This window comes from Phycicoccus sp. 3266, from assembly GCF_031456495.1.
In the GTDB taxonomy this organism is placed as follows: Bacteria; Actinomycetota; Actinomycetes; order Actinomycetales; family Dermatophilaceae; genus Pedococcus.
In genome coordinates this window covers 518,916-538,595 of record NZ_JAVDUW010000002.1, presented here as the reverse complement: position 1 = coordinate 538,595, position 19,680 = coordinate 518,916, and the positions used below count along the sequence as shown (strand labels likewise).

The 19,680-nt window shown below is 74.9% G+C and carries 17 protein-coding genes; 4 read left to right on the top strand and 13 right to left on the bottom strand.

What is annotated here, in order from left to right:
* Nucleotides 1-65: 65 nt before the first annotated feature.
* On the top strand, nt 66-1,175 hold the full coding sequence (locus tag J2X64_RS12395) for a hypothetical protein (protein ID WP_310154736.1): 1,110 nt from the start codon (nt 66-68) through the stop codon (nt 1,173-1,175).
* Entirely contained in the window at nt 1,172-2,509 is a 1,338-nt protein-coding gene (locus J2X64_RS12390; protein ID WP_310154733.1) for an AarF/ABC1/UbiB kinase family protein, read from the top strand. Before J2X64_RS12395 ends, J2X64_RS12390 begins: the two co-directional genes overlap by 4 nt.
* 88 nt (nt 2,510-2,597) lie before the next feature.
* On the opposite strand, the gene J2X64_RS12385 is transcribed toward J2X64_RS12390, so the two are convergent.
* From J2X64_RS12385 to J2X64_RS12350, 8 genes are all read right to left on the bottom strand, one after another.
* Entirely contained in the window at nt 2,598-2,786 is a 189-nt protein-coding gene (locus tag J2X64_RS12385) for a hypothetical protein (protein WP_310154730.1), read from the bottom strand.
* Nucleotides 2,783-3,373, bottom strand: a complete 591-nt coding sequence (locus J2X64_RS12380) for an HhH-GPD-type base excision DNA repair protein (RefSeq protein ID WP_310154727.1) — start codon at nt 3,371-3,373, stop codon at nt 2,783-2,785. The genes J2X64_RS12385 and J2X64_RS12380 overlap by 4 nt, the downstream gene beginning before the upstream one ends.
* 63 nt (nt 3,374-3,436) lie before the next feature.
* Nucleotides 3,437-3,826, bottom strand: a complete 390-nt coding sequence (locus J2X64_RS12375; protein ID WP_310154722.1) for a PPOX class F420-dependent oxidoreductase — start codon at nt 3,824-3,826, stop codon at nt 3,437-3,439.
* Nucleotides 3,827-3,871: 45 nt separating this feature from the next.
* Entirely contained in the window at nt 3,872-5,392 is a 1,521-nt protein-coding gene (locus J2X64_RS12370) for an alkaline phosphatase family protein (RefSeq protein ID WP_310154719.1), read from the bottom strand.
* Between the two features lie 102 nt (nt 5,393-5,494).
* On the bottom strand, nt 5,495-5,626 hold the full coding sequence (locus J2X64_RS12365) for a hypothetical protein (RefSeq protein ID WP_310154716.1): 132 nt from the start codon (nt 5,624-5,626) through the stop codon (nt 5,495-5,497).
* A 167-nt stretch (nt 5,627-5,793) separates the two neighbouring features.
* Nucleotides 5,794-6,081 carry a WhiB family transcriptional regulator gene (locus J2X64_RS12360; protein WP_310154713.1) on the bottom strand — a complete coding sequence of 96 codons (288 nt, stop codon included), beginning with the start codon at nt 6,079-6,081 and terminating at the stop codon, nt 5,794-5,796.
* A 248-nt stretch (nt 6,082-6,329) separates the two neighbouring features.
* Nucleotides 6,330-6,566 (bottom strand): hypothetical protein, encoded by a 237-nt coding sequence (locus J2X64_RS12355; protein ID WP_310154710.1) that lies wholly within the window; start codon nt 6,564-6,566, stop codon nt 6,330-6,332.
* Nucleotides 6,567-6,715: 149 nt separating this feature from the next.
* Complete coding sequence (locus J2X64_RS12350) at nt 6,716-8,884, bottom strand: ATP-dependent DNA helicase UvrD2 (protein ID WP_310154707.1); 2,169 nt, start codon at nt 8,882-8,884, stop codon at nt 6,716-6,718.
* A 167-nt stretch (nt 8,885-9,051) separates the two neighbouring features.
* Here J2X64_RS12350 and J2X64_RS12345 point away from each other — a divergent pair, with 167 nt between their 5' ends.
* On the top strand, nt 9,052-9,315 hold the full coding sequence (locus J2X64_RS12345; protein WP_310154704.1) for a mycoredoxin: 264 nt from the start codon (nt 9,052-9,054) through the stop codon (nt 9,313-9,315).
* 94 nt (nt 9,316-9,409) lie between these two features.
* Here the strand turns inward: J2X64_RS12345 and nudC are convergent, their stop codons facing one another.
* Nucleotides 9,410-10,363: an NAD(+) diphosphatase gene (nudC, locus tag J2X64_RS12340; RefSeq protein WP_310154701.1), complete on the bottom strand. Its 954-nt coding sequence runs from the start codon at nt 10,361-10,363 to the stop codon at nt 9,410-9,412.
* 41 nt (nt 10,364-10,404) lie between these two features.
* Between nudC and J2X64_RS12335 the strand changes: the two genes are divergently transcribed.
* Nucleotides 10,405-11,943, top strand: a complete 1,539-nt coding sequence (locus J2X64_RS12335) for a phosphotransferase (protein ID WP_310154699.1) — start codon at nt 10,405-10,407, stop codon at nt 11,941-11,943.
* Nucleotides 11,944-11,987: 44 nt separating this feature from the next.
* Here the strand turns inward: J2X64_RS12335 and J2X64_RS12330 are convergent, their stop codons facing one another.
* The 4 genes from J2X64_RS12330 to J2X64_RS12315 form a co-directional block, all read right to left on the bottom strand.
* Nucleotides 11,988-12,464, bottom strand: a complete 477-nt coding sequence (locus J2X64_RS12330) for a hypothetical protein (protein WP_310154696.1) — start codon at nt 12,462-12,464, stop codon at nt 11,988-11,990.
* Nucleotides 12,465-12,525: 61 nt separating this feature from the next.
* Entirely contained in the window at nt 12,526-16,041 is a 3,516-nt protein-coding gene (locus J2X64_RS12325; RefSeq protein WP_310154692.1) for a UvrD-helicase domain-containing protein, read from the bottom strand.
* Nucleotides 16,038-19,175 carry an ATP-dependent DNA helicase gene (locus J2X64_RS12320; RefSeq protein WP_310154690.1) on the bottom strand — a complete coding sequence of 1,046 codons (3,138 nt, stop codon included), beginning with the start codon at nt 19,173-19,175 and terminating at the stop codon, nt 16,038-16,040. Before J2X64_RS12320 ends, J2X64_RS12325 begins: the two co-directional genes overlap by 4 nt.
* Before the next feature lie 169 nt (nt 19,176-19,344).
* Nucleotides 19,345-19,680 carry an MGMT family protein gene (locus J2X64_RS12315; RefSeq protein WP_310154687.1) on the bottom strand — a complete coding sequence of 112 codons (336 nt, stop codon included), beginning with the start codon at nt 19,678-19,680 and terminating at the stop codon, nt 19,345-19,347.

The following is a 19,680-nucleotide window of genomic DNA, read 5'->3' as shown; positions in this document are numbered from 1 at the left end:
GCCCGACCTCACCGGGGCTGTGGACGACCGGGGCCGGCCGTTGCCGCTGTGCCAGATTGGCTGGCATGACCCACCGCCCGCTCCCCAAGCTGCTCGGACCGCTGCTGCGCCGGGGTCCGGGCCAGGTGCAGGTCGGTGTCGAACCCGGACGGTCCGTCGTCCTCGACGGGCTCGCTGAGGACGAGGTGGGCGCCCTCGAGGCGCTCGACGGCACGCGGCCGGTCCCGGCCGCCCTCACCACCCCGGCCGGCGCCAGGGTGCTGCGGCTGCTCGCGGACCGGGAACTGCTGGCGGTGGCGACCGGGTCACCCGGCCTGCCGCCGGGGCAGAGGGCCCTGCTCAGCGACGACGTCCAGGCCCTGCTGCGCCTCACCAGCCCACCCGAGGGCGCGTATGCCGTGGCCGGCGCCAGGCGCGCGGCCCACGTGCTCGTGGCGGGTCGGGGCTCGGTGCCCGACGCCGTCGCGGGCACCCTGCGCCGGGCCGGCGTGGGCCGGGTGGAGGTCGGGCCCGCCGCCGACGCGTGGGAGATGACGGAGCTGGAGCACGGTGTCGTCGTCCACGACGACGCGGCGCCGTCGACGGCCTCGCGCCGCGGCCCGTCGCTGGTGGTGCTCCCCGCCAGGCACGCCCTGGACCCGCGGACCGCCCTGCCGTGGGTGCGACGGGCGGTCCCCGTGCTCCCCGTCCTCGTCGGCGCGACCGAGGCGGTGGTGGGACCCGTCGTCGACCCGGCGGGCTCGCCGTCCGGGCCGTGCCTCGCCTGCCTCGACCTGGCCCGCACCGACCTCGACCCCGCCTGGCCCCGCCTGCTCGAGCAGCTCACCCGTCCCAGCGTCGGGGCAGGCGCCGAGGTCGGCGGCGAGGCGAGTCTCGTGGCCATGGCTGCCGCGATGACCGCCATGGTCGGCCTGGGCGTGCTCGACGGGCGGCGGCTGCCCTCCGGGCGCTCGCTCGAGGTGGGTCTGCCGTGGCCCGGGGTGCGCCAGCGGTACTGGACGGCGCACCCGCGGTGCACCGCGGAGCACACGGGAGCGCCCCTCGGCGGCACGGGAATGCCGCTCGGCGTCACCGCCGAGGGGCCCGTCGGCGACGTGGGGGGAGGCCGCGCCGACGACACGACCGCGCGCCCGGTCGGCGGACCGGAGCCTCCTCAGGTGAGAATGGCCGGGTGAACGAGCTCCCCCGCCGTGCGGTCAGCCGCACCGCCCGACTGGCCAGCCTGCCCCTGGGCTTCGCAGGACGCACCGCCGTGGGCCTGGGCAAGCGGGTGGGTGGCAAGCCCGCCGAGCTCGTCGCGGCCGAGCTCCAGGCCCGGACGGCGGAGCAGCTGTTCCGCGTCCTCGGCGAGCTCAAGGGTGGCGCACTCAAGTTCGGTCAGGCGATGTCCGTCATGGAGGCGGCGATGCCCGAGGAGCTGGCGGGCCCGTACCGCAGCACGCTCACCAAGCTGCAGGAGGCCGCTCCCCCGCTGCCGGCCGCGACGGTCCACAGGGTCCTGGCCGAGGAGCTCGGGCCCCGCTGGCGCACGTCCAAGTTCCAGTCCTTCGACGACGTCCCGGCCGCGGCCGCCTCGATCGGGCAGGTGCACCGGGCGGTCTGGCGCGACGGGCGCCCCGTCGCCGTCAAGATCCAGTACCCGGGGGCCGGCGCCGCCCTGCTGTCCGACCTCAACCAGCTCGCCCGGGTGGCGCGCCTCGCCGGTGGCTGGATCCCCGGCATGGACATCAAGCCGATCACCGACGAGCTCAAGTCCCGGATGACCGAGGAGCTCGACTACAACCTCGAGGCCGGCAACCAGCGCAAGTTCGCCCGCACGTTCCGCGACGACCCGCACTTCGCCGTGCCCGACGTCCTCGTCAACAGCGAGCACGTCATCGTCTCGGAGTGGATGGACGGCACCCCCCTGTCCCGGATCGTCGAGTCCGGCACGAAGGAGGAGCGCGACGCGGCGAGCGCCCGCTACATGGAGTTCCTGCTGGTCGGACCGGCCCGGGCCGGCCTGCTGCACGCCGACCCGCACCCGGGCAACTTCCGCCTGCTCCCGGACGGCCGGCTGGGGGTCATCGACTACGGCGCGGTCAACCGGCTCCCGAACGGCCTGCCGCAGGAGATGGGGCGGCTGGTGTCGGCGGCGCTGTCGGGGCAGGCGGACGAGCTCGAGGCCGGGCTGCGCTCCGAGGGCTTCATCAAGCCGTCGATGAACATCGACGCCGAGGCCCTGCTGGAGTACCTCGGGCCGTTCATCGAGCCCCTCGAGCACGAGTCCTTCACCTTCAGCCGGCCCTGGCTGCGCTCCGTGGCGGCCCACGTCAACGACGTGCGCCGACCGGAGTTCCTCGTCGGCATGAAGCTGAACCTGCCGCCGTCCTACCTGCTCATCCACCGGGTCTGGCTCGGCGGCATCGGGGTGCTCTGCCAGCTCAACGGCACCGTGCCGGCCCGAGAGATCGTCATCGACCACATGCCGGGGATGCGGCTGCGACACCTGCCGCCGCCGGTCGACTGAGCGCAGACCGGGTCACCGCGCATCGTCGACCCCGCGGACGGGTGCCGGTCCGCCGGTGGGGCTCCGTCACCACCGGGCCCGGAGTCCGTCACCACCAGGCGGAGTCGAGCTTGCCCTCGATGCTGCGCAGGTGGCGCCGGCTGCACCGGTCGCAGGTCCAGACGTCCCGGCCGTTCTCCGACCCGCGCGACCACGTCAGCCGGGCCAGGGCCTCGTCCTGCGGTGTGGCGCCGCAGGTGGCGCACGCGACGGGTCCCGGGGCCGTCGTCTCGCTCACGAGCCCGCCGCCTTGGCGGCGGCCTTGGCCTGTGCCTTGGCCGCCTGCTTGAACTCGCGCACCTTCTGCAGCGAGTCCGCGTCGACGACGTCGGCCACCGAGCGGTAGGAGCCGTCCTCGGCATACGGCCCGATCGCCTCCTGCCAGCCGGCCGGGCGCACGTCGAGCTGCTTGCCGACCAGGGCCGCGAAGATCCGCGCCTTCTGGTCGCCGAAGCCGGGCAGCGCCCGGAGCCGCGCGAGCAGGTCCTGCGCGTCGGACGCCCCCGTCCAGATGCGCCGGGCATCCCCGCCGTACTCGTCCCGGACGACCGCGGCGAGCTGCTGCACCCGGCCTGCCATCGACCGGCCGTACCGGTGGATGGCAGGAGGCGTGGAGCACAGGTCGGCGAACGCCTCCGGCTCGGCCTCGGCGATCGCCGCGGGGTCCAGCGTGCCGAAGCGGCTGCGGATCTTCCACGGACCGCGGAACGCGTGCTCCATGGGGTACTGCTGGTCCAGCAGCATGCCGACGAGAAGGGCGAACGGGTCCTCGCTCAGCACCTCGTCGGCGGCGTCGTCCTGTGCGATGCGGATCTGGGGAGCCATGGACGCAGCCTAGGCCGCCGCTGGGTCCCGGTCACTCGGCCCCGAACCCTCCGTCCGGGAGGGTCACGGCTCCAGCACCAGGACCACGCGACGGGCCCGCTTCCGGCGCAGCAGCCGCTCCACGACCCCGACGACACGGTGCTCGAGCCCGTACTTCGTCCGCAGCGCGTCCTCGACCCTCGCCACGAACGCCCGGTCCTCGTGCACCGACACCCGGACGTCGAGCCGTGGGGCGTCGGTCGCGACGTGGCCCCGACGGGAGCAGGGGCGCACCTCGGCCCGAGGATCCCGACGCACCCTGCGCACCTTGCCGCTGTCCGCCTGGGTCCAGACACACAGCCGGTCATCCACCCGGCAGATCCAGACCGGAGTGTGCACCAGCTCCCCTGACGGCCGACGGGTCCCCAGGCTCACGAAGTCGACCTCGGCGACCCACGCGCCACTGATGGCCACGTCGCGACCCCCGATCGTCCGGCCCGCGCACTGCGCGCGGGCCCATCACAGAAGGTAGACGAACCCGGGACCCTCGTCGCGGTAGGGGATGCCGAGCGCGTCGAGCGCGGGGCGCCACGAGCCGGTCACCGACGGGTCCGACCCCTCGAAGCCGTGGTCGGCGGTCAGCAGGAAGGTGACCTCGTCGAGCACCCCCAGCCCCTCCAGGTGGTCCAGGAACGTCACGAGCCGGGCGTCGGACTGCTCCAGCGCGTGCCGCGCCATGTCCGAGCGCGGCCCGCCACCGTGGTGGCCGGCGTCGGTGACGGTGTTGGCCCACCAGGTGAGCGTCGGGGCGCTGTCGGCGTCCCCCCAGAGCTCGAGCACCTGCTGCAGACCCAGGTCGTCGACCTGCACCGCCCAGCGGAAGTAGTCGTCGGTGAGGTGCGAGGCGTCCCGCAGGTATGCCGACTCCGCCGGCTCGGGCAGCACGCCCTCGCTGGCCTTCGTGGCGGCCTCGAACCCGCCGACGGCGCGCAGCAGGGCCATGGTGCCGTAGTCCGCCCCGCGGTCGATCGCCTCGTCCACGCTCGCCGTGCGTGGTGAGTCTCCTTGCGGCACATGGTCGTTCACCATCTCGAACACCGTGCGCACCCCCGGCCGCAGCCACTCTGCCGACCGGTGCCAGGTCTCGGCGTCGTTGGGCACGACCTGCTGGCCGGTCGCGCGGTCGTAGTAGACGTTGCCGAGCACACCGTGCCGCCCGGGGCCGACCCCGGTGAGGATCGAGGTGTGGTTGGTCAGGGTCACGCTGGGGAACTCGGCCACGGCGCCGCCGCGCAGCGCCAGCCCGCGCTCGACCAGGCGCGCAATCCCGGGGAGCCGCCCTGCCTCGGCCATCGCCAGGAGCTCGCCGCAGTGCGCGCCGTCCCAGAGGATGCCGACCACGCGGCGCCGTCCGCCGGGCCGTGCGTTGTCGCCCGGGCCGTCGGCATCGCCGACCGCCACCGCGAGGTCGAGGTGCTCGAGCATCGGGCGGCCGTCGAGCGGTAGCCCCGCGCCGTCGCGCAGGTCCGCCTCGGGCACGCCGGCGAGCACGGCCAGGGTGGGCCCCACGTCGACGAGCCGCGCGTGCTCGGCCACGTAGCCACGCCTGCGGACACCGGCACCCGACAGCAGCAGCGGCGCCCGGGACTGCACCACGTCGAGCGACCCGTGCTCGCCGACGTGGCCGCCCTCGTCCGGGAAGTAGTGCCGGGGCGTGTGCACGACAGCCACGTCGGGAGAGCGCTCGGCGTCGGCGAACAGCGACAGGATGCGCTGCGCGGCATACGGGTAGGCGTTGTCGGTCGACACGGCCGGGCTCGGGCAGCGCAGCTCGTGCTCGTACGGCAGGAACGCCATGGGGTCCTCGCTCGCGACGGGGTCCGTCCCCCGCAGCACCTCGTGGTGCCCGCCCTCGTGCAGGCGCACGGCGCCGAGCGCGTTGGCCGCGTGCGCCACGCCGTCCTCGACCCACAGGACGAGGTCGACCACCGCGGCGAGGTCGGGGGCGCACAGGGCTTCGACGACGGCGTCACGCGACATGACGCGACCCTAGGCCAGGCGGGTGGTCGCGACCCGCGAAGACCCGCCCGGATGTACGACAGCCCCGGAGGACTGGTCCTCCGGGGCTGTCGGTCGGGCGGGTCACCGGGCCAGCATGCGAGGCAGCGCGTGCAGCATCTCCTGCTGCGCGCGGGCCTCGAGCCGGCGCTGGTACTCCCGCTCACGCCGCGAGCGATGCGCTCGGGCGAGGTCGGCGTACAAGGCCTGGAACATGGCTGTTCTCCTGGTTTCGAGAAGCTGGGTGTGGGTGTGCGGGGAGCCGGACGGCTGCCACGCGGGGTCGGTGCTCCCCGGCACCGACCCCGCGGGCGCCCCCTCGGGCACCCCCGCGTGCGGGGTTCCGTCGACGGACGGACCGTGGTCGGGCGTGCGGACGAGGATCATGCGGCGACCGGGTTCTTCCTCGGGCGACCGCGCGGACGCTTGCGGGCGACGATGGCTCCCTGGACGAAGAGCTCACCGCCCCACACGCCCCACGGCTCGGACCGGTCGAGCGCGCCGGCGAGGCATGCGGTGACGGCCGGGCACGTACGGCACAGCGACTTGGCGAACTCGACGTCGGCCGGGCTCTCGGCGAACCACATCTCGGCGTCGTTCTCTCGACACGGGATGCCTTCGCCGGTCGTCGCGGCCTGCTCGTTCAGGTCGTGAAGTGCGCTCAACTGCATCGGGTGTCACCTCCCCTTCTCGTCCCCGCCACGGTGGTGGCGGCATCTTCGGTGTTCGTCCCGGTCGGCTGGTCCCCGGTGGAGGGCCGACCCCTTCGGTTCGGAGTCATGGTCTTCGGTGTCGTGCTGATCAACTGGTGGTACTTCTTCCTGACTGGTCGAGCGGAAGAAATCTGTCGGGCAAACAGAAAGGCCGCGGATCCCGGTATCGGGTTCCGCGGCCTTGGAGAGACCTGCTGGCGAGTTGCCTAGACAGGTGGCTCTCCGAAGGGGCGGAACACGAAGTCGTTGCGGGCGATGCCGGCGCCGAGACCGTCGACGTAGAACGTCGGGGCCGGGGCATCCGTGATCACGACGGACGCGGACACAGCAGTCCCCTGGACCCAGCCCTGGGCGCCTGCGAGGACGACTCGGCCGGCCTCGGGGCACACGGAACGGACGCGGGACATGTGCATCGCGTCGATCGTCATCGTGGTCTTCTCCATGGGGCCAGCCTCCTTCGTCTGTTCCGTCGGTCCCCAGCACGTCGCGCGCGACGGCTGGGCTGTGCGTCCCTCAAGAGTAGGGGACCGCTCCGGAGGGCGGCAACGCATTTTCCGGGATTTCCGGAACTTTCCTGCAAGTTTTCCGTCTGTTAGTCGGATTCCGTTGCGGCAGAACGCATTTCGAGCACCGTATCGACTTCGGCACCACCCATGAGGGCGAGGACCTGCTCGCCGTACATGCCGAGCTTGCGCACCCCGACGCCGGAGATCTGCGCCAGCTCCCCCTCGGTGCCGGGCTCGCGCTCGGCGATCGCCGTCAGCGTCGCGTCCGTGAACACGACGTATGCCGGCACGCTGGCCTCCTTGGCGACCGCCAGCCGCCAGGCGCGCAGCTTCTCGAACGTGCCCTCGGCATACGTCGGCGGGCAGTCGTCGCAGCGACCGGTGGTCCGCTGCCCCGCGGTGGTGAGCTCGGTGCCGCACGAGCGGCAGTGCACCGGCAGCGCCGGGCGCGACGGCTTGCCGGACCGGCGGCCGCCGGCGGAGGCCTTCGACTTCGGCTGCGAGCGCGCGCCCTCGCCGAGGACTGCCGCGGCCCCGTCGAGGAACCGCGACGGGCGACGGCTGGCGCGGGCACCCGGGGTGCGGGCGCCCGACCAGGAGATGCGCAGCTCGCGCCGGGCACGGGTGACCCCGACGTACAGCAGCCGGCGCTCCTCCTCGATGGCCTCCGGCGTCTCCGCCATGGTGATCGGCAGGTAGCCGTCCGAGCACCCGACGAGGAAGACGACGTCCCACTCCAGGCCCTTGGCGGCGTGCAGCGACGCGAGGGTCACTCCCTGCACCGCCGGCGCGTGCTGGGCGGCGGCCCGCTCGTCGAGCTCGCGGACGAAGTCGGGGAGCCGGGCGTCCGGGGTCGTGGCGACGAGGTCGTCGGCGAGCGTCGCCAGCGCCGCCAGGGACTCCCACCGCTCCCGCTGGGCCCCGCCGGCCGTGGGCGCCTCCCGGCTCCACCCGGCGCCGACGAGCACGTCGCGGACGAGGTCGGGCAGCGGGGTCGACCCGTCGTCGGAGCGTGCGGCCCCGCGCATGAGCAGGACCGCGTCGCGGACCTCGCGGCGGGCGAAGAAGCGTTCGCCGCCGCGCACGAGGTACGGGACGTCCTGCTCCGCCAGGGCGGACTCGAACGCCTCGGACTGGCCGTTGGTGCGGAACAGCACCGCGATCTGCGACGCGGGCACCCCCGCCGCGATCCGCTGGGCGATCTCGGCGGCGACGGCGGCGGCCTCGGCCGGGTCGTCGGGGTGCGCGGTCAGCGCGGGCGGGGGCCCGGCGGGCGACTGCGCCTGCAGGGTCACGGCGTTGCTGCGCATGGCACCGGAGGGGCCGCGCACGACCAGGTTCGCGAGCTCGACGACCTGCGGGGTCGAGCGGTAGTTGCGCACGAGCCGGACCACCCGGGCCTCCGGGCGGGTCACCGGGAAACCGAGCAGGTGCCGAGGACTCGCCCCGGTGAAGGAGTAGATCGTCTGGGCCGGGTCGCCGACCACGCACAGGTCGGTACGCTCCCCCACCCACAGGTCGAGCAGGCGCTGCTGGAGCGCGTTGACGTCCTGGTACTCGTCCACGACGAAGTGGCGGTACTGCTGACGCACCGTGCGGGCGATGTCGTCCCGCTCGTCGAGGATGCCCACCGTGAGGAGCAGGACGTCCTCGAAGTCGATGACCCCGCGCGCGGTCTTGACCTGCTCGTACGCCTCCAGCACGCGCGCCATCGCCGTGGCGTCCAGGCCCGGGGGCTCCCGGCGCGCGGCACCGGCGCCGGCGGCATACGTCTCGGGCGTCAGCATGGAGACCTTGGCCCACTCGATCTCTGCGGCGAGGTCGCGGACGGCGGTGCGGTCGCGGGCGAGGTCGAGCCGCAGCGACGCGGCGGCCTGCGCGACGGCGGCGGCCTTCTGGCTCATGACCTCGGGCGCGGCGCCCCCGATGGCCTGCGGCCAGAAGTAGTGCAGCTGGCGCAGGGCTGCGGCGTGGAAGGTCCGGGCCTGGACTCCGCCCACACCGAGGTCCCGCAGGCGGGTGCGCATCTCCCCCGCGGCCCGGGCAGTGAAGGTGACGGCCAGGACGCGCTGCGGCTGGTAGGCGCCGGAGTGGGCGCCGTAGGCGATGCGGTGGGTGATGGCGCGGGTCTTGCCGGTGCCGGCGCCGGCCAGGACGCACATCGGGCCCAGCGGGTTGGCGGCCACCTCGCGCTGCTCGGGGTCGAGGGCTGCGAGCACCTCGTCGGGGGTGGGGGGCGTGGGCTGGCTGGGCATCGTCCCGATCCTAGGGGCGGCCCCCGACGAGCCAACGGGGCCGTCCCCAGCCGTGCTGTCCGGTGAAGGGAGGGTCGCCGGGGTCACAGCGCGTGACGGAACAACCGGCCGCCTCGTTGGGTTGGCAGACCTGAAGGCCCCCGGCACCACGAAGGAAACGACACCACATGAGCACTCCCAAGGCCCCGGCCCCCGGTTCCGTGACGATGTTCAGCACCTCCTGGTGCGGCTACTGCAACCGCCTCAAGGCGCAGATGGGCCGCGAGGGCATCCCGTTCACCGAGGTGAACATCGAGGAGGAGCCCGAGGCCGTCGCCTTCGTCATGGACGTCAACGACGGCAACCAGACCGTCCCGACGCTGCTCTTCCCGGACGGCTCGGCGGCGACCAACCCGAGCATCAACGAGGTCAAGAAGCGCCTGGCCTCCTGACGGAGGCGCGGCGCCGCGGTCGGCCGGTCCCTGGTGGGGCCGGCCGTTCGCGCGCCCGGCACCCCGCCGTCGGTCGCCTCGTGCGCCGGGACGGTCAGCGGACCCCGGTGATCTCGTGGCCGAGCCAGTGCTCGACCAGCCGGCGCGAGATCGACAGGCGGGACGAGACGGCCAGCGAGCCGTCGGCTACCCCCGCGCGGACCTCGTCGCGGGTGAACCAGCGGGCGTCGGCGATCTCGCTCTCCTGCAGGCGCAGCGCACCGCTGTCGGCCCGCGCGGTGAAGCCCACCATCAGCGAGGTGGGGAACGGCCACGGCTGGTCACCGAGGTACTGCACGTCGAAGACCTCGAGCCCGACCTCCTCGCGCACCTCCCGGGCCACCGCCTGCGCCAGGCTCTCGCCCGGCTCGAGGAAGCCTGCCAGCACCGAGTAGCGGCCGGTCCCCCAGCCCGCCCCCTGGGCCATCAGCAGCCGGTCCTGCTCGTCGACGACGGACATGATGACGGCGACGTCGGTGCGCGGGTAGTGCTCGCTGCCCTCGTTGGTGCACCGCCGCACCCAGCCGGACTGCTGGGGCTGGGTCGCGGCCCCACACCGCGCGCAGTGGCCGTGGGACCGGTGCCAGTTGGCCAGGGCGAGCAGGGTGGCGAACATGCCCGCCTCGAGGTCGTCGAGGTCGGCCGCCACGTGGCGCAGCGTCACCAGCCCGTCCCCCTCACCGCCCGTCGCCGGACCCGAGCCGCCGGCCCCGTCCTCGTGCGGGAGAGGGTCGCCCACGACGCCGACGTACATGACGTCACGGGCGTCGGCACCGAGGAACACCGCCAACCTCCCGCCGTCGGAGGCCTCCGGCGGCCGGAGGCGCAGGCGTGCACCGTCCGGCCCCTCGTCGGCGGCGACCCGGTCTCCCCGGAGCTCGAGCACCCGGGTGTCCGGGACGGCGAGCAGGCGTCCCAGCAGGTGGCGGTCGGTGCGCAGCTCCGCCCGACGGTCGAGGCCGGACCCGGCCAGGGTGACATTGGCAAGAGTTTCAGCAGGTCGGCCCACGCCTCCACCCTAGGCGTGCCACCACGGCATACGGTGACGGTGTGGACCGCAGCCCCCTGTTCCTCGCTGCGCTCGCCAGCGCGGCCGTACCCGGCCTCGACCCCGCCAGCGTCGAGGCCGTGCCCGGCGTGCCCGACCAGCACTACGACGTGGCGTTCGTGCAGGACACGCAACACCGCCGGTGGGTGGTGCGGGTGCCGCGGAGCCAGGCGGCCGCCGCGCAGATGGAGGCCACGTTCGGCCTGCTCGCCCTGCTGGCCCGTCGCCTCCCGTTCGGGGTGCCGACCCCCAAGGGCTTCGCCGCTCTCAAGGAGGGCGGCCGCGCTGCGATCTACCCGTACCTGCCGGGGCGCCCCATCGACTTCTCCCAGCTCCCCGCCGGGCCCGGCCTCACCGCCGAGCTGGGCCGGGCCATCGCGGCGCTGCACAACGCCGACCACCAGCTGTTCGACGAGGCCGGGCTGCCGGCGTACGACGCCGACACCTACCGGACGCGCCGGCTGAGCGAGCTCGACCGCGCAGCCACCACCGGCCACGTCCCCACCGCGCTGCTGTCCCGCTGGGAGCGCCAGCTCGAGGACGTCGCGCTGTGGCGGTTCGCGCCGACCCCCACGCACGGCGACCTCACCGGGGACCAGGTGCTCGTGGTCTTCGACGACGAGCAGGACGCCAGCACGGGCCGGGTCAAGGCCTTCACCGGCTGGGAGGACGCGAAGGTCGCGGACCCCGCCGACGACTTCGCGGCCCTCGTCACGGCCGCCAGCCCGGCCGCCGTCGACTCCCTGCTCGAGGCCTACGCGCACGCGCGGGTCGAGCGGCCGGACCCGCACCTGCTCCAGCGCGCCCGGCTGTCCGGGGAGATGCGAGTGCTCGGCGACCTCATGGGGGCCGTCGCCGCCGGGGACCGCCTCGTGATGGAGCGCTGCGCCGCCTCGCTGCGGCGGCTCGAGAACCGGCTGCACGCGGAGGAGGAGTCGGCCAACGACTACCGCCGCACGGGCCTGCGTCCCGCGCACACCACCCGCCCGGTGCTCGTGCCGCCGGAGCTGTCCGACGAGGACGACGACCTCGAGGACGACGTGGAGACGATGTTCGGCGACCCTGAGCTCGACGAGGACGTCGAGACCGCGGCACCCGGCCGGGTCGAGCCCGAGGCCGCTGCCCGCGAGCTGGACGAGGACGTCGAGACGATGTTCGGCGACCGCACCCCTGCCGGCGGCGACACCGCCGCGGTCGAGCGGGAGCAGGACGACGACGTGGAGACGATGTTCGGCGACCGCGTAGTCCCGGGCGAGGACGTCGAGGCAGATGCGGAAACCGACAGGGTCGCGGCCGGCGAGCGGGCGCAGGACGACGCCATGTTCGGCGACCGGACGGAGGATGCGACCTCGACCCCCAACGAGTTCGGGATCGAGGACGAGCCCGAACCCGAACCGGCGGGCTCGGAGGTGCCGCCCGCGAGCTCCGGAGGGGCCGAGGAGACGGCCGAGATCGACGTCAGCCCGCTGCGCCGCCCGCGGCCCGTCGAGGGCGACGATCCGGGCCCGGACTTCGAGCCGGGCTACGACCCACGGGCCTGAGCGCCGGGCAGCACGCTCCTTCGGGGCGCAGGCTGCCCCGTCGCTCAGCGCCGCCGCGGCAGGGCGTCGGGTGACTCGATCCGGGTCGCCAGGCGCTCGAACCCGCGGCGGATCATCACGCCGTAGGGGTCCTCGCCGAGCGCCCCGAGCGTCCGGGTCCCGGCGTCGAGGTGCCGGCGCGCCAGGTCGACGTCCCCGCGGCGCAGGTAGCCGTCGCCGAGGTTGAGGTGCAGTGACGGCGCGAACCCCGCCGCCGACGCGATGCCCAGCCCGGCCACGTCCTCGTCGCGCACGTGCGGCAGGGACTCCAGCGCCCGCTCGTCCCACGCGATCTCGGCGTCCAGGTCGTCCTGCAGGTCGGCGAGGTAGTGCGCAACCACGCACCGCACCGCGTGCTCCTCCGGCGCCGACTCCTGCCAGCGACGCTCCAGCGTCGCCCGGGCGGACGCCGCGTCACCCCGCTGCGCCGCCTCGACCGCCTCGACGACCGGCCCCCACTCCACCCGCGTCACGCCCGCCACGTCCTTCCTCCTGCCGTCCGGTGCCGCCCCGGTCCGGCGGCGGCACCGCAGCATCCCGCACTCACTCGGGAACCGAGCGGAGCAACGCCACGAGCTCGTCCTCGTCGGGCAGCTCCGGCCACACGGTCTCGCCCGTCCCCGCGTAGTAGAAGGCCGCGTCGACGTCCTCCACGTCCAGCCCGCGCAACCGGGCATAGGCCACCCGGTATGCCGCGAGCTGCAGCGCGCGGGTGCGCGCCACCTCCCCCGTGGGCTTGCGGCCGGTCTTCCAGTCCACGACCGTGAACCCGCCCCCGGCACGCGGGAAGACGGCGTCGATGCGCCCGCGGACCGCGATGCCGTCGAGCACCGTCTCGACCGCGATCTCGATCTCGACCGGAGACCGCTCGGCCCACTCGCTGGCGAGGAACCGCTCCTTCATGCTCGGCAGCTCGGCGTCGTCGGCGGGGTCCTCGTCGGCGCTGCCGGGCAGCTCGAGCAGGTCGACCATCGCGGCCCGGGCGTAGTGCTGCTCGATCCAGGCGTGGAACGCCGTGCCGCGCCGCGCGGCCAGCGCGGGGGCCTCGGGCATCGGGCGGCGCAGCGAGGTGGCGAACCGGTCCGGATCGGTGGCGAGCGCCACGACCGCGGAGGCGGACAGGTGCCGGGGCAGCAGGACCGTGATGTCGCCCCGCTCCGCCAGCCGACGCCGCTCGGCGAGCAGCAGCTCCACCTCCTCGAGCACCGGGACGCCCTCCCCCGGCAGGGGCAGGACGCCCTGCGATGGCGCCTGCGGCTCCGGTGGCCCGCTCGCGGCATACGCCTCGATCGCCTCGCGGACGGCGCCGGCGGCGCGCTCCACCGCAGCCCGGCGCTCGGCGAGCGGGTCCGCGGGCCACTGCACCACCCGCTGCTCGGCCTCGAGCGGGTTGGTCACCGCCCTGGGGTCGTCGGTGGGGGGCATGTCCACCCAGGCGAGGGGGCGGACGCCGGGAACAGCCGGGTCCTCCCCGCCCTCGCGCCCGACCACGTCGAGCAGGAAGCGGGAGGTCACGCGGGGCGACTTCGCGTCCCCCCAGACGTGTGCGCTCAGCAGCATCGCCCGCTTCGCCCGGGTGAACGCGACGTAGGCGAGCCGGCGCTCCTCGCCCATGGCGTGCTCGCCCCCGCGCAGCGCGAAGTCCTGGAGCCTGGCCTCCAGGTCCTTGGTGTCGGTGGCGCCCTCCCAGTCGAGCACCGGCAGGCCACCGCTGTCGCCACGCAGCGCGTAGGGGATGCCACCGCCGGACAGGCCGCCGGTCCAGCCCTTGTCCTTGGGGGTGCTGCAGGACCACTCGCCGTTCCGGACCGTGCTGACGGTGTACGGGAGGTCGGGGAACGTGCCCTCGACGAGGCCCGGCACGGCGACGGCGTCCCACTCCAGGCCCTTGGCCGCGTGGACGGTGAGCACCTGGACCGCGCCCTCCTTCGGCTCGACGTAGCCCTTGTCGAGCCCGCGCTCCTCGTCGAGGGCCGCCTTGAGCCACGCGAGGAAGCCGCCGAGGTTGGGCCGGTCGGCGCTGATGGAGAAGGTGGCGGCGACGTCGGCGAAGGCGTCGAGGTGGGCGCGGGCGACGCTGGGGGTGTACCCGGGCCGGGCGAGCACCTCGATGTCGAGCCCGAGGGCACGCTCGGCCTCGCCGACGAGGTCGGCCAGCGGCAGGGCCGTGAGCCCGCGCAGCCGGCGGATGGTCTGCTGGAGCCCGTGCAGCCGCTGGAGGGCGGTGTCGCCGATCCGCCGGCCGTCCCAGCTCCGCCAGCCGGGCCGGGGAAGGTCGTCGACGGCTTCGACGATGCTCGCCGTGTCGGAGCTGTCGGGCGACTGGTCGCGCACTCCGCTCTCGCCGACCGCCTCGGCGTCGCCGTCACCGAGCTCGGGCGCCTCGCCGTCGGCGGCGTCCGCGTCGGCGGCCTCCTGCTCGGGCCGTCCGTGGCCGAGGCGCACCTCCTGCTGGTGCCGGGCCCAGGCCATGAGCCCGTCGAGGTCGGCCGCGCCGAGGCGGCACAGCGGCCCGGTGAGCAGGCGCATGAGCTGGTCGCCGCGGGTGGGGTCGTGCACGACGTGCAGCAGCGCGGTGATGTCCTCGACCTCGGGCGTGAGCAGCAGGCCGCCGAGGCCCACGACCTCGTACGGCAGCTCGGCGCGCTCCAGCGCGTCGATGACCGGCGCGAACAGCGACCGCTTGCGGCACAGGACCGCGAACGAGCGCGAGCCTGTGCGCCGCTGCTCGCCGAGCCACCGGGCGACGAGGTCGGCCTCCTCGCGGACCGTCGCCACGCGGGCGACATCGACCCGGCCGGGTCCTGCGTCGGCCCGCGCGTCGAGCGGCTCGACCTGCACGCTGGAGGTGTCGCGCAGCGGGGCGGCGACCCGGTTGGCCACGTCGAGCACGAGCCGGTCGTTGCGCCAGCTCGTGGTGAGCGGGACCCTCGGCACGGGGTCGGGACCGGTGCGGAACGCCTGGCGGAAGGCCGACAGCGTGGTCGCGCTCGCGCCGCGCCAGCCGTAGATCGACTGGTTGGGGTCGCCGACGGCCGTCACGCGCACCGGCTCGCCGGGCGCCGCGAAGAGCGCGCGCAGCAGCTGCAGCTGGGCGTCCGAGGTGTCCTGGAACTCGTCGAGCAGCACCACGCGGTAGCGCTGCCGCTCGATCGCGCCGATGTCGTCGAAGGTCCGGGCCAGGGTCGCCGCGAGCGCCATCTGGTCGGAGAAGTCCATGGCGTCGCGCGACTTCTTCAGCGCGAGGTAGCGCTCGACGATGGGCAGCACGCCGGCACGCGCCCGCAGGTTGGCCAGCAGGTCGCGGCCACCCTTGAGCAGTCCCGCCGCCCGGGTGGACCCCGAGGGCAGCGCGCCGAGCGCCTGCTCCACCCGGGCGATGTATGCCGAGACCTCGGCCGGGGTGCGCAGGTGCTCGGCGAGCTCGCCCGCCAGGTCGACGACGGCGTTCACGACCGTGGCCTCGGCACCGCTGACGTCGTCCATGGGGCCGTCGTAGGCGGCGACCACCTCGGCGGCGTACTGCCAGGCAGCGGCCTCGGACAGCAGCCGGGACTCGCTCTCGTACCCAAGCCGCAGCGCGTGCTCGCGCACGAGCCGGCCCGCGTAGGAGTGGTATGTCGAGACGGTGGGGGTGCCCCCCAGCACCTCGGCCCCGGTCTCGTCGTCGGTGTCGGCCGGGGTCCACACGCCCTTGGCCTGCAGCTGGCGCAGCCGCAGGCCGATCCGCTCGGCCAGCTCGGTCGCGGCCTTGCGGGTGAAGGTCAGGCCGAGGACCTGGTCGGGGTCGACGTACCCGTTGGCGACGAGGTAGACGACCCGGCTGGTCATCGTCTCGGTCTTGCCCGAGCCGGCTCCGGCGACCACGAGCAGCGGCTGGTCCGGCGGGGCCTCGATCACCGCCGCCTGCTGGCTCGTCGGCCGCGGCAGGCCGAGCGCGTCGGCGAGCGACACCGCGGTGTGCGACGGTCCCGGTCCCCCGGCGGAGGGCTCCGCCTCGCGGCTCGCGACGCGTCCGGACCCGGCGAGCAGGTCCGTCGTGCTGCCCCGGCCGCTCACAGCACCCTTCCCTCGGGCTGCGCCGGGCACGACGCCTTGACGGCGCAGAGCTTGCACTGCTCGCCGACCTGCGCGAGGAACGTGCCGGCGGCCATGCCCTCGGCGGTCTCCGCGACGAGCCGGCCTGCCCACTGCGGGTCCTCTGCCCGCGAGAGGGCGCCCTGCGGCTGCTCCTGGTAGCTCTTGCCGGCGGCCTTGCCGATCTGCAGCAGGGCAGCGCCGGCTGACTGCTCCCCGTCACCGAACGCGCCGCTCTCCACGGCCAGCTGGTAGACGCCCAGCTGCGGGTGGGTCGCGAGGTCGTCCGCCTTGGGCTTGCTGCTGCCGGTCTTGTAGTCGACCACGCGCAAGCCGTCGGGGCCGCGCTCGAGCCGGTCCACGCGACCGCTCACGACGGCCCGGCCCAGCGTCACCTTCATCGCCATCTCCGCGCCGACCTTGGTCCAGCCCTTGCCCTGCGCCTCGGCGAAGTAGCCGGCCAGCCGGGCGACCATCTCGTGCGCCTCGCTGCGCTTGCGGTCCGAGACCCAGCCCCGCGGCATACCCAGCCGGGCCCACCGGGCGTCGACCTCGGCCGCGAGGGTGGCGGCGTCGACGTCGCCGAGGTCGGCCGCGATGTCGTGCACGAGGGTGCCGATGTCGGCGGCGCCCACGCGCGGGCCGTCGCCGCCCACCGAGCTGAGCAGCCAGCGCAGGCCGCACTGGCCGAACGACTCGACCTTGCTCGGCGACACCCGGACCTCCTGCTCCGCCTCCCGCAGCGGCCGGTCGTCGCTGAGCGAGCGCAGGACCCACCACTGGGACGGGTCGGCACCCGGCACGCGCGCGTCGGCGAGCCGGGCGAGCGCCGCGACGGCCGTGCGCCGGTCACGGGGCTGCCCGTCGACGAGCTGGCGGCGCAGCTCACCGACCAGGGTGGGCAGGGTCATCGTGCGCGTCACGTCGGTGAAGGGGCGGTCGCCGAGCCGCTCGACGGTGTCGGGGTCGACGACGTCGAGGTAGACCGACGGCTGCTCGTCCTCGCTGCGGACGGCGGTCACGACGACTCGCTCGGTTGCACGGGTGAGGGCCACGAGGAAGAGGCGGGTCTCGTCGTAGCGGACTGCCGCCTGGGCCGCGCGGAAGCCGGGGTCGCGGCCGGAGACGACGTCGACCAGCTGCTCGGAGCCGAGCAGCGAGCCGCGCAGCCGCAGGTCGGGCCACACGCCCTCCTGGACGCCGGCCACGACCACGAGGCGCCAAGCGCTGCCCGCGGCTGCCTGCGGGGTCGTCACGACGACGGCCTCGTCCGACGGCGACCGCGCGACGAGGGTGTCGCCGGGGATGTCCTGGCTCTCGATGTGGGTGAGGAACTCCGCCGGCCCGGCCAGCGGCAGCCGGTCGGTGAAGCGCGCCGCGGCGTCGAACAGCCCGACGACGGCGTCGAGGTCGCGGTCGGCACGGGCGGCGCCCGGCCCGTTGCCGAGGGCGGCCGCCCGCCATTCCTGGCCGAGGCGCACCGAGGACCACATCGCCCACAGCACGGTCTCGGCGGTGACCCCGTGCTCCCAGCGACGCCCGGGCTCGGTGCCCGGCCGGGCCGCGTCGAGCCCGGCACGCAGCATGGTCGCCACCCGGCGGGCGGGGTTGGCCTCGACCCCGAGCTCCTGCAGGGCGCCCGGGGACACCAGCGCCTCGGCCAGCAGCTCGTCGCTCGTGCGGCCGCCACCGGCCGCCAGCTCCTCGCGCCGCAGTGCCCGGCGCAGCCGCCGCAGGCTCACGGCGTCGGCACCGCCGAGCGGCGACGTGAGCAGGTCGACGGCCACCTGCGGTGGCACGACGTCGGCCTCCCCCTGCGCGAGGTCCAGCACGACGCGCAGCAGCATCACGAGCGGGCGCACGGCCACCTCGTCGCGCACGGGCAGGTCGGTCGCGCTGCCGGCCACCGGGACGCCGGCCGCCATGAGCACCCGCCGCAGCGTCGCGGTGCGGCCCTGCCCGCGGACGACGACCGCCATCTGCGACCACGGGACACCGTCACGCAGGTGGGCCTCGCGGAGCTCGCCCGCGACCAGGCTCGCCTCCTGGCTGACGGCCCGCAGGAGCCGGACGTCCACGGTCCCGCCCGGTCGGCCGGGAGTCGCCTGGCGCTGCGCCCCGCCCCCGAGCGCCCCGATCTTGGGCGCGACGCGGGCCGCGGCGGCGTGGACCGCCGCGGTGAGGCGGTGCGCGGTCGGCAGCACGAGGGTGGGCCCGTCGCCGAGGCTGCGCCACCGGTCGGCGAGGAAGCGCGGGTCCGCACCACGGAAGGTCTGCACGGCGGTGTCGGGATCGCCGAGCAGCACGAGGTCGATGCCCGGGGCCAGGACCGTGTGCAGCAGCCGCACGGCCGCGGCCGTGAGCTCCTGGGCGTCGTCGACCACGACGAGCCGCAGCCCGTCGCGGACCCGCGCCATCGCCTCCGGCTCCTCCTCGAGCAGGTCGGCGGCCGACCCGAGGATCCACGCCGGGTCGTACGCACCGGGCGCCGACAAGGCCGTCACCTCGTCGTACTCCTCGAGCACGTCCGCCGCGGCGACCCACTCGGGTCGGTCGTGCTGCGCCCCCAGCCTGCGCAGGTCGGGCGCCTCGAGGTCGTGCTCGACGGCGCGCATGAGCAGGTCGCGCAGCTCGGCGCGGAAACCCTTGGTGGGCAACGCCTCCCGCACCCGCTCCGGCCACTGCGGCCCGGGGGTCTCGCCGGACGCGTGACCGGCGAGGAGCTCGCGCAGGATGACGTCCTGCTCGGGGCCGCTGAGCAGCCGCGGCGCCGGGTCACCGCGCAGGGCCGCGGCCTGGCGCAGGATGCCGAACCCGAAGGCCTGGTGCGTCCGGGCCAGCGGCTCCGTCGACGTCCGCCCCAGGCGTGCCGTGACGCGCTGGCGCAGCTCGCCGGCCGCCACGCGCGAGGAGGTCAGCAGCAGGCACTGGTCGGGGGCGAGGCCGTCACGCTCCACCCGGCCGACGACGACCTCGACCGCGGTGGTCGTCTTGCCGGTGCCGGGACCGCCGAGCACGCGCAGCACGCTGCCGCGGTGGTCGACCACTGCCTGCTGCACCTCGTCGAGGGCGGGCGGGTCGACCACGAGGCCCGGGGCGCGTCGCAGCTTCAGCACGCCCTCATCCCATCACCGACGGCAGACACCCCGAATCCGACACGCCCCGCCCCCGCGACGCTCGTCTGCGCGCAGACGCGCGTCCCGCTGCGCACGGATCTGCTCCGCGCGTCGTGGGACACAGGTGTGTGAGCAGACGTGCATGCCGCAGGGCGGGAACGCGCACCACTCACGAACCCGGGCCCTCCCAGCGGCCGCGCGCCATGTCCACCCGCCGGCCGAGGGCCCCGCCGACCAGCGGGGTCGACTCCTCCCGCCACCGGGCGACCGCCTCGTCCTCGAGCCCCTGCGGTGGGTACCCGCCGGACCGGATCACCCGCCACCACGGGACGTCCGAGCCGTACCGCGCCATCACCGACCCGACGCCGCGAGCGCCCCCGCGCCCGAGGATCTCGGCCAGGTCGCCGTACGTCGCCACCTTGCCCTCGGGGATCTGGTCCACCAGGTCGAGCACGTCGTCGGCGAACTCGCTCGGCAGTCCGAAGTCCTCCTCCTGCGTCACCAC